The sequence below is a fragment of the Pseudomonas sp. Soil_N_39 genome (assembly GCF_057655955.1).
Genome location: NZ_JBDGLI010000014.1, coordinates 159,251 through 168,637 on the forward strand (window position 1 = coordinate 159,251; position 9,387 = coordinate 168,637).

At 60.4% G+C, this 9,387-nt stretch carries 7 protein-coding genes; 2 read left to right on the forward strand and 5 right to left on the reverse strand.

Annotated features, from left to right (window positions below):
• Nucleotides 1–15 precede the first annotated feature (15 nt).
• The 3 genes from AC3A5O_RS20595 to AC3A5O_RS20605 form a co-directional block, all read right to left on the reverse strand.
• The gene (locus AC3A5O_RS20595) at nucleotides 16–1,302 is read right to left on the reverse strand and encodes an ATP-binding protein (RefSeq protein ID WP_122565633.1); all 1,287 of its coding nucleotides are present in this window, start codon (nucleotides 1,300–1,302) and stop codon (nucleotides 16–18) included.
• The gene (locus AC3A5O_RS20600; RefSeq protein WP_305481707.1) at nucleotides 1,303–2,010 is read right to left on the reverse strand and encodes a winged helix-turn-helix domain-containing protein; all 708 of its coding nucleotides are present in this window, start codon (nucleotides 2,008–2,010) and stop codon (nucleotides 1,303–1,305) included.
• Nucleotides 2,011–2,149: 139 nt separating this feature from the next.
• The gene (locus tag AC3A5O_RS20605) at nucleotides 2,150–2,758 is read right to left on the reverse strand and encodes a MiaE family protein (protein WP_122565635.1); all 609 of its coding nucleotides are present in this window, start codon (nucleotides 2,756–2,758) and stop codon (nucleotides 2,150–2,152) included.
• Nucleotides 2,759–2,936: 178 nt separating this feature from the next.
• Between AC3A5O_RS20605 and AC3A5O_RS20610 the strand changes: the two genes are divergently transcribed.
• Nucleotides 2,937–3,800 (forward strand): universal stress protein, encoded by an 864-nt coding sequence (locus tag AC3A5O_RS20610; protein WP_122565636.1) that lies wholly within the window; start codon nucleotides 2,937–2,939, stop codon nucleotides 3,798–3,800.
• Between the two features lie 162 nt (nucleotides 3,801–3,962).
• Here AC3A5O_RS20610 and AC3A5O_RS20615 read toward each other — a convergent pair whose 3' ends face one another.
• Nucleotides 3,963–4,433: a DUF1289 domain-containing protein gene (locus tag AC3A5O_RS20615; protein WP_060741956.1), complete on the reverse strand. Its 471-nt coding sequence runs from the start codon at nucleotides 4,431–4,433 to the stop codon at nucleotides 3,963–3,965.
• Between the two features lie 406 nt (nucleotides 4,434–4,839).
• Between AC3A5O_RS20615 and acnB the strand changes: the two genes are divergently transcribed.
• The gene (gene acnB / locus AC3A5O_RS20620; RefSeq protein ID WP_305471219.1) at nucleotides 4,840–7,449 is read left to right on the forward strand and encodes a bifunctional aconitate hydratase 2/2-methylisocitrate dehydratase; all 2,610 of its coding nucleotides are present in this window, start codon (nucleotides 4,840–4,842) and stop codon (nucleotides 7,447–7,449) included.
• 247 nt (nucleotides 7,450–7,696) lie between these two features.
• On the opposite strand, the gene AC3A5O_RS20625 is transcribed toward acnB, so the two are convergent.
• Nucleotides 7,697–8,977, reverse strand: a complete 1,281-nt coding sequence (locus AC3A5O_RS20625) for a serine/threonine transporter (RefSeq protein WP_305467261.1) — start codon at nucleotides 8,975–8,977, stop codon at nucleotides 7,697–7,699.
• Nucleotides 8,978–9,387 lie beyond the last annotated feature (410 nt).

Consider the following 9,387-nt stretch of genomic DNA (forward strand, 5'->3'; position numbering starts at 1 on the left):
CGAACGCTGCCCGATCTAATCGAGGTGCGCCCAGGTCATGCGAAACGACGCCCCACCCCAGGACGAGTCCGTTACTTCCACGTGCCCTCGGTGAGATTGAGACACCCGTCGCACCAACGCCAGGCCCAGGCCAAAACCACCGGTGCGACGGTCGCGGCTGGCGTCCAGGCGCGCGAACGGTTCGAAAATTTTCTCCCGTCCGTCCGGTGGCACACCTGGGCCGTCGTCGTTGACCCGCACTTCATAATGATCCCCCGCACGCGTCAATGACACGTGCACCCGCTCATCGGCATAACGAATGGCATTGCGCAGCAAATTGATCACCGCACGAGCCATGAAGCGGGGCTCGATACGAACCGTCCCGGCCGGACACTCGACAATCAACAGTTGCACCCCGGCGGCCTCCGCCTCCAGCGCCACGCTGCCCACCACGCTGTCGAGCCAATCGCGCGCCTGGATGTCTTCCCGCACAATCACCGTGGCGCCCTGTTCTAGGCTGGCGTACGTCAGCAGCTCGGAAACCATTTCTTCCAACTCGCCGAGATCGGCGTACATGTCGGCGATCAATTCGCGGTTCTGGCTCGGATCGGACTGCTGCTTGAGTTGATCCAGTTCAAATGACAGCCGTGCAATGGGCGTGCGCAGCTCGTGGGACACCGCATTGGTGAGCTCGCGCTGATTGGCGATCAGGCCCTCGATGCGCGCCGCCATCAAATTGAAGCGTTCCGCCAGGTCGCGAATGTTCGAACGCCTGGACAACTGGATACGCGCCGACAGATCGTTGCTGCCAAAGCGCTCGGCCGCCAGGCGCAACTTTTCCAGGTCGCGCCAGTGGGGGCGCACCCAGAAAAGCAGCACGAAGCCAATCATGATCGCGATCATCAGGTAAGCCACGGCAATATAGAACGGCATCAGGCTCGGCTCCGCCGGCAAATGGATGCTCAATAGCTGCGAGCCGTCGTCAATGCGCGAGATGAACTGCGTGTACTGCTCACGCATCACCACGCGCCCCTGGATCAACTCGGCTTGCTCTTGGGGGGTCAGGGCCAGTTGATCGCGCTCAACCAGGGCCAGGCCCAAGCCGTAGTGAGGCCGCACGCTTTCCAACTGCCGCTCCCGCGCCGGGCCGTCCAGGCCACGCAACTGCTCGACCAACGACCAAGCCTGACCACGCACCGCCTCTTGGTTGTAACGCTGCATCTCGCCGTCGAGCAGCGCATCGAACGTGCGATCGACCGTTTGCAGCGCCAGCACCAGGCCAATCGTCATGGCCAGGAACAACCCCAGGAACAACCGCAGCATCTAAAGCTCCCACCCAAACGGATTGAACAGATACCCCTTGCCCCAGACGGTTTTGATCCGCATCGGCTCCCTGGGGTTGTCGTTGAGCTTGGCCCGCAGCTTGCTGACATAGACATCGACGCCACGATTGAGGCCATCGAAGGCAATGCCACGCATGCGGTTGAGGATGTCGTCGCGGGAAAGGATCTTGCCTGCCGCGCTTGCCAGCAGCCATAACAGTTCGAATTCCATGGTGGTCAGCTCGACCACGTCACCGGCCAGGCGCGCCTCCCGGCTGCTGCGGTCGATGGTCAATCGGCCGAACTCAAGGGCACCGCGCACCGTAGTGTCTGGCGCTTGACGGCGTTGCAGCGCCCGCAGGCGCGCCAGGAGTACCGCTGGCTTGACGGGTTTGATCACGTAGTCGTCGGCACCGGATTCCAGGCCGAGGATATGGTCCACATCATCTTCCTTGGCAGTCAGGATCACGATCGGGGTGTCGGCAACGTTGCGAATCTCACGGCACACATGCAACCCGCTCTGCCCCGGCAGCATCAGGTCGAGCACCACCACTTTCGGCTCGAATGCCAGAAACGTCGCCAGCGCCACGTCGCCTCGGTGCTCGATACGCACGTCGAAGCCATGCTGGGAGAGAAAATGCGCGATCAGCCCGGCGAGCCGTTCGTCATCCTCCACCAGCAACACTTTGCCCGACCCCAGGTTATCCATACCAACCGCCCGCCAACCCATGAATGAAGGGCCGCATTATGGCGTCAACCTACGACGGGGCGTGTAACGCAGGCAGCAAAAACCGGCCTCAAGGGCCGGTTTTCAGAGAAGTTTCATGTTTTTAAGAGTTTTTAACAATTCAGGCCGCAACTGGCACACCACTGTGGAACCGAAATTCCACATCCGGCGATTCGATCAGCTCCCGCTCGGCCTCACGGACCTTGTCGATCACCTGGGCAATGTCCTTGGCGTCGCCGTACTGGTAGGCCAGTTTCAGGTAACCCTGGAAATGCCGGGCTTCGCTTTTCAGCAAGCCGAAATAGAACTTGCCCAGCTCCTCGTCCAGGTGCGGCACCAAGGCCTCGAAACGCTCGCAACTGCGGGCTTCGATGAAGGCACCGACCACCAGGGTGTCCACCAGTTTGACCGGCTCGTGGCTGCGCACCACCTTGCGCAGCCCCGAGGCATAACGCCCGGCAGAGAGCTGGCGCAAGCCGATCTTGCGTTTCTTCATCAGGCGCATGACCTGCTCGTGATGCACCAGCTCTTCCCGGGCCAGGCGCGACATCAGATTGATCAAGTCGACGTGGGAATGGTATTTGGCGATCAGGCTCAGGGCAGTGCTGGCGGCCTTGAATTCGCAATTCTTGTGGTCGATCAGCAATGTTTCCTGGTCGGCCAGCGCGGCCTGGACCCAGGCATCGGGGGTGCGGCAACCAAGGAATTCGTGGATTTCGGGAAGATTCATGGGGCTCACGGGCAAAGGTAATCGAGCGAAGGGCGCCGATTATACCGGCCTGCCCCCAGACCACCAGCCACCGCTATTGATATGCATCAAGTCGACGACTCACCCACAGCAACTAGACTGCCCCACAACAACTATAGTTGAGCAACGCCAGCCTTTTCATTGCAGGAGAACGCCGATCATGCAAGCCATTCGCAGCATCCTGGTGGTCATTGAACCCGAACATTCGGAAAGCCTGGCGCTCAAGCGCGCCAAACTGATCGCCGGTGTGACCCAGGCCCACCTGCACCTGCTGGTGTGCGACAAAAAGCATGACCATGCCGGCCTGCTCAGCGTACTCAAGAGCGCACTGCTGGCCGACGGCTACAGCGTCACCACCGAGCAGGCCTGGAACGAAAGCCTCTACGAAACCATCATCGACGTGCAGCAGGCTGAAGGTTGCGGGCTGGTGATCAAACAGCACTTCCCCGACAGCCCGCTGAAAAAAGCCCTGTTGACCCCGGCGGACTGGAAACTGCTACGCCATTGCCCAACCCCGGTGCTGCTGGTGAAAACCGCCGGTTCCTGGAAAGACAAGGTGATCCTGGCCGCCGTCGACGTTGGCAATGCCGACGATTCACACCGCCACCTGCATTCCACCATCATCGACCATGGCTATGACATCGCCCTCCTCGCCAAGGCGCACCTGCATGTGATCAGCGCCCACCCCGCGCCGATGCTCTCGTCCGCCGACCCGACGTTCCAGCTCAAGGAAACCATCGAGGCCCGGTATCGCGAGCAATGCCGGGCGTTCCAGGCCGAATTCGACATCGATGACCAGCACCTGCACATCGAAGAAGGCCCGGCGGATGTCTTGATTCCGTACATGGCGCGCAAGCTGCAGGCGGCGGTGACGGTAATCGGTACCGTGGCTCGCTCGGGGTTGTCCGGGGTGCTGATCGGCAACACCGCCGAGGCCGTGCTCGATACGCTGGAAAGCGATGTGCTGGTGCTCAAGCCTCAGGAGGTCGAGGATCATCTGGTGGAGTTGGCGGTCAAGGACTGACACGCCAACCTGTGGCGAGGGGATTTATCTGTGGGAGCAAGGCTTGCCCGCGATAAAAACGATGCGGTCTCTCTGGAACCGAGGCGCCTGCATCGCGAGCAAGCTTTGCTCCCACAGCGGGGCGGTGCGACGTTTTGCTAAATCCCCTCGCCACAAAAGCTGTCAGCCGCCGATCGCATCCTTCAGGAACCCGGGCGCGATGTAGCGCTGGTAATGGGCTTCGGACAGGAGGAAAAACTCCCGATCAATGGCATCGCGCAGGTCTGGCAGGTCCCAATCGCGAAACTCCGGCATCAACACCATGCCATAGGCCTCCAGGTTGTTGATCACCCGCGCGCCTCGGGCAATCAACTGGTAGGCCCAGCAGTATTCCGACTGGTGCGGCACAAAACGGATCTTGCGCGATTCCAGTTGCTGGCGCAGCAACCCAGGGTCGAAAACCTCCAACTTGGCCACCATCACCTGCACCAACAACTGCTCGAGCCGCATCCACACCGCGCGTTTTTCGTCCTCGTTGTAGCCGTTCCAGTGAATCACTTCATGATGGAACCGCTTGCAGCCGCGACACACCAGGTCACCGTAGACAGTGGAGCAAAGGCCGACGCAGGGGGTCTTGATGAGCTGGTTGGGCATAAGAAAAAGCACACGCAAAAGCAGGACAGACCGGCATGTTAGCCCTTTGTCTAAGATTGATCACCCCTCAAACTTGAGCGCCCAACTTACCTTTAATTTTTTTTTCCCGTAGAATCAGCCAGCCTTTTAAGGCGCCAATGTCCGTTAGAAGCTGTTTTCAAAGCGTCACGAGCACAGTCGTTCCTTCAGAGCGGTGTTGGCGAAGGGTCTTTCCAGCGGGGAAAGCCCAACGCCAACCCTCATCAGCTCCCGTTCTGCAGGCGTAAAACTTTGAAAGCAGCTTCTGTGAGGAACCCCGGAAACTCTGGCGTAGTGGCTCAAAAAGCCTCAGACGCGCATGAGTACCGTGGGTTTCTGGATGAGCGTCCCGGACACCCATTTGGGACCACTGATGAGGGTAATAACTGTGCTTGAAGCCTACCGCAAACATATCGAAGAGCGTGCAGCCCTGGGTATCGTTCCCCAGCCGCTTAACGCCGAACAAACCGCAGGCCTGATCGAGCTGCTGAAAAATCCTCCGGCTGGCGAAGAAGCTTTCCTCGTTGACCTGATCACCAATCGCGTTCCGCCTGGAGTCGACGAAGCCGCCTACGTCAAGGCCGGTTTCCTGTCCGCCCTGGCCAAGGGCCAGGCCCAATCCCCTCTGCTGGACAAGAAGCGTGCCGTTGAACTGCTCGGCACCATGCAGGGCGGCTACAACATCGTGACCCTGGTGGAGCTGCTGGACGACGCCGAGCTGGCGCCCGTCGCCGCCGAAGAACTCAAGCACACCCTGCTGATGTTCGATGCCTTCCACGACGTGGCTGAGAAAGCCAAGAACGGCAACGTTCACGCCAAGGCCGTGCTGCAATCCTGGGCTGACGGCGAGTGGTTCAAGAAGCGCCCGGTGCTGGCCGACAAGATCAGCCTGCGGGTGTTCAAGGTCACCGGTGAAACCAACACCGACGACCTGTCCCCTGCCCCGGACGCCTGGTCCCGCCCGGACATCCCACTGCACGCCCTGGCCATGCTGAAAATGGCCCGTGACGGCATCGTTCCGGACGAGCAAGGCAAGACCGGCCCGATGAAGCAGATCGAAGAAATGCGCGGCCAAGGCTTCCCGATCGCCTACGTCGGCGACGTGGTCGGTACTGGTTCGTCGCGTAAATCGGCGACCAACTCGGTGCTGTGGTTCTTCGGTGACGACGTTCCTTTCGTTCCGAACAAGCGTGCTGGCGGCTTCTGCTTCGGCAGCAAGATCGCCCCGATTTTCTACAACACCATGGAAGACGCCGGCGCCCTGCCGATCGAATTCGATGTGTCCAACATGCACATGGGCGACGTGATCGACCTGTACCCGCATGCTGGCAAAGTCTGCAAGCACGGTACCGATGAAGTCCTGACCACCTTCGAAATGAAGACCCCGGTCCTGTTGGACGAAGTCCGTGCCGGTGGCCGTATTCCGCTGATCATCGGCCGCGGCCTGACCGAGAAGGCACGTGCCGAACTGGGTCTGCCACCGTTCGATCTGTTCAAGAAGCCTGAAGCACCTGCTGAAAGCACCAAGGGTTTCACCCTGGCGCAGAAGATGGTCGGCAAGGCTTGCGGTCTGGCGGAAGGCCAAGGCGTGCGCCCTGGTACCTACTGCGAACCGAAAATGACCACCGTGGGTTCCCAGGACACCACCGGTCCAATGACCCGTGACGAACTGAAAGACCTGGCATGCCTGGGCTTCTCGGCTGACCTGGTGATGCAGTCCTTCTGCCACACCGCGGCCTATCCAAAGCCGATCGACGTGACCACCCACCACACCCTGCCTGACTTCATCATGACCCGCGGCGGCGTTTCCCTGCGTCCGGGCGACGGCATCATCCACTCGTGGCTGAACCGTATGCTGCTGCCAGACACCGTCGGTACCGGTGGTGACTCCCACACCCGTTTCCCGATGGGCATCTCGTTCCCGGCCGGTTCCGGCCTGGTTGCGTTCGCCGCTGCCACCGGCGTCATGCCGCTGGACATGCCGGAATCGATCCTGGTGCGTTTCAAAGGCAAAATGAAACCTGGCATCACCCTGCGTGACCTGGTTCATGCCATTCCGTACTTCGCCATCCAGAACGGTCTGCTGACCGTCGAGAAGAAAGGCAAGAAAAACGCCTTCTCCGGCCGCATCCTGGAAATCGAAGGCCTGGAAGGCTTGACCCTGGAACAGGCTTTCGAATTGTCCGACGCCTCGGCCGAACGTTCGGCTGCCGGTTGCACCATCAAGCTGTCGAAAGAGTCGATCACCGAATACCTGCAATCGAACATCACCCTGCTGCGCTGGATGATCGGCGAAGGCTACGGTGATGCACGTACCCTGGAACGCCGCGCCCAAGCGATGGAAGCCTGGATCGCCAACCCGCAACTGATGGAAGCCGATGCCGACGCCGAATACGCCGAAGTCATCGAAATCGACCTGGCCGACATCAACGAGCCTGTGCTCTGCGCGCCGAACGATCCGGACGACGCCCGTCTGCTGTCCAGCGTTGCCGGCGAGAAGATCGACGAAGTGTTCATCGGTTCGTGCATGACCAACATCGGTCACTTCCGCGCTGCCGGTAAACTGCTGGAGCAGGTCAAGGGTCAGCTGCCAACCCGTCTGTGGCTGTCGCCGCCGACCAAGATGGACGCTCACCAGCTCACCGAAGAAGGCTACTACGGCATCTACGGCAAGGCCGGTGCACGCATGGAAATGCCAGGCTGCTCGCTGTGCATGGGTAACCAGGCACGCGTCGAGCCGAACTCCACCGTGGTGTCGACCTCGACCCGTAACTTCCCGAACCGTCTGGGTGACGGCGCGAACGTCTACCTGGCTTCGGCCGAACTGGCGTCCGTGGCTTCGATCCTGGGTCGCCTGCCGACCGTCGAGGAGTACATGGAATACGCCGGCAAGATCGACAGCATGGCAGCGGACGTGTATCGCTACCTGAGCTTCGACCAGATCGCCGAGTTCCGTGAAGCGGCTGCAAATGCCAACATCCCGGTCGTTCAAGCCTAAAGCTTAAAACGCCTGACTGAAAACGCCGCCCTTCTTGCGAGGGGCGGCGTTTTTTTATGCCTGTCTATTTCGAGGCGTGCTGAGCCAGCGCTATCGCGAGCAAGCTCGCTCCCACAGGGAATTGAGCATGGATACAAGTTTTGTGAACACCCAAAAAAAACCTGTGGGAGCGAGCTTGCTCGCGATGGCGGTGGCAAAGCCGACATCCATGCCGGCTGAACCGTTCTTCCAAAAGGGGCCTGTGTTGTCAGGCCATCAAGGAGTAGACCAACGCTGTAATCGCCACCAACCCCACCAACACAACAAAGACATTCGACGCCTGGCCGCGATAACGGGCCATGGCCGGGACTTTGCGGATGGCATACATCGGCATCAGGAACAAGATAGCGGCGATAACCGGCCCGCCCAGAGTTTCAATCATGCCCAGAATGCTCGGGTTGAGGGTGGCGACGATCCAGCACACCACCAGCATGAACGCTGCGGTGAGGCGATCGAGGGTCTTGGGCGCCGGACGACGGCCGCTCTTGACGATCAGACCCTTGAGGCCTTCGCTGGCACCGATGTAGTGCCCGAGGAAGGACTTGGAGATCGCCACGAACGCAATCAACGGCGCCGCAAAAGCGATGGTCGGGTTGCTGAAGTGATTGGCCAGGTACGACAGGATCGACAGGTTCTGCGCCTTGGCCTCGGCCAGTTGCGCCGGGGTCAGGGTCAGCACGCAGCTGAACACGAAGAACAGCACCATCACCACCATCAGCACATGGGCGCGCGACAGGATCTGCGAACTGCGCTCCTCGGCGTTATCGCCATAGCGACGTTTCTGATCCACCGCAAACGCCGAGATGATCGGCGAGTGGTTGAACGAGAACACCATCACCGGGATCGCCAGCCACAAGGTATGCAACAACGCCGAAGGTGCAGGCGGCGTCGACGCCGTGCTCAGGATGCCACCGCTCCAGTGGGGAATCAGGAACACCGCCAGGAACAGCAGTGCAACGATGAACGGGTAGACCATCAGGCTCATGGCCTTGACGATCGCCTGCTCACCGCAGCGGACCACCGCCAGCAGGCCCAGGATCAACACCAAGGACAACACCGCCCGAGGGGGTGGTTGGATATGCAACTGATGCTCCAGGAAACTGCCCACCGTGTTGGTCAGTGCCACGCTGTAGATCAGCAGGATCGGGAAAATGGCAAAGAAGTACAAAAGCGTGATCAGCGCACCGGCCTTGAGGCCGAAATGTTCTTCCACCACCTCGGTGATGTCCGCGCCGTCGCGACCGGACAACACGAAGCGGGTCAAGCCACGGTGCGCATAGAACGTCATGGGGAACGCCAGCAACGCCAGGATCAGCAACGGCCAAAAACCGCCCAGGCCCGCGTTGATGGGTAAGAACAGAGTGCCTGCACCGATGGCGGTGCCAAACAGACCCAGCATCCAGGTGGTGTCGTGGCGACTCCATTGACTGAGGGTGGCTGGGACTGTCGTTTCAAAGCGCTCTTCGACGCTATTGGCCTGATCATTCATCCGGTCGGATCTCCGCTTTCCGGTCACATGCACCCGGCCAGGACGAGTCGGAAAACCCCGACAGGCAGCGCCCTGGCCGAAACAGGGGCGCGATTGTCCGGGATTCACGAGCAGAAGCAAAGACTTAGCTGAGGAGTGGTTATGCGGATCAGATCACTGCCATGAAAATTGTCCTGTATTACCCTGCATTCCCTGTTGGAACGAAGTACAACCGCCAGAGACAGGTCGGCTGTCAGGCCGCCTTCGCGAGCAGGCTCGCTCCCACAGTTGGATCGGAGTACGACCGGAGAACCAGGTCGGCTGCCAGGCCGCCTCGCGGTGGACGTTGATCTCGGCGCCCCGTTAACCACGCTGGCCGAACGCAGGCATTGCGCAGTGGGCATCCCGGCATGGATGCCGGGATAGCCGCG

What these genes read in the sequence shown, in the direction of transcription:
- AC3A5O_RS20595 (WP_122565633.1), bottom strand. Translation starts at nt 1,302, where the DNA reads ATGCTGCGGTTGTTCCTGGGGTTGTTCCTGGCCATGACGATTGGCCTG.
- AC3A5O_RS20600 (WP_305481707.1), bottom strand. Translation starts at nt 2,010, where the DNA reads ATGGATAACCTGGGGTCGGGCAAAGTGTTGCTGGTGGAGGATGACGAA.
- AC3A5O_RS20605 (WP_122565635.1), bottom strand. Translation starts at nt 2,758, where the DNA reads ATGAATCTTCCCGAAATCCACGAATTCCTTGGTTGCCGCACCCCCGAT.
- AC3A5O_RS20610 (WP_122565636.1), top strand. Translation starts at nt 2,937, where the DNA reads ATGCAAGCCATTCGCAGCATCCTGGTGGTCATTGAACCCGAACATTCG.
- AC3A5O_RS20615 (WP_060741956.1), bottom strand. Translation starts at nt 4,433, where the DNA reads ATGCCCAACCAGCTCATCAAGACCCCCTGCGTCGGCCTTTGCTCCACT.
- AC3A5O_RS20625 (WP_305467261.1), bottom strand. Translation starts at nt 8,977, where the DNA reads ATGAATGATCAGGCCAATAGCGTCGAAGAGCGCTTTGAAACGACAGTC.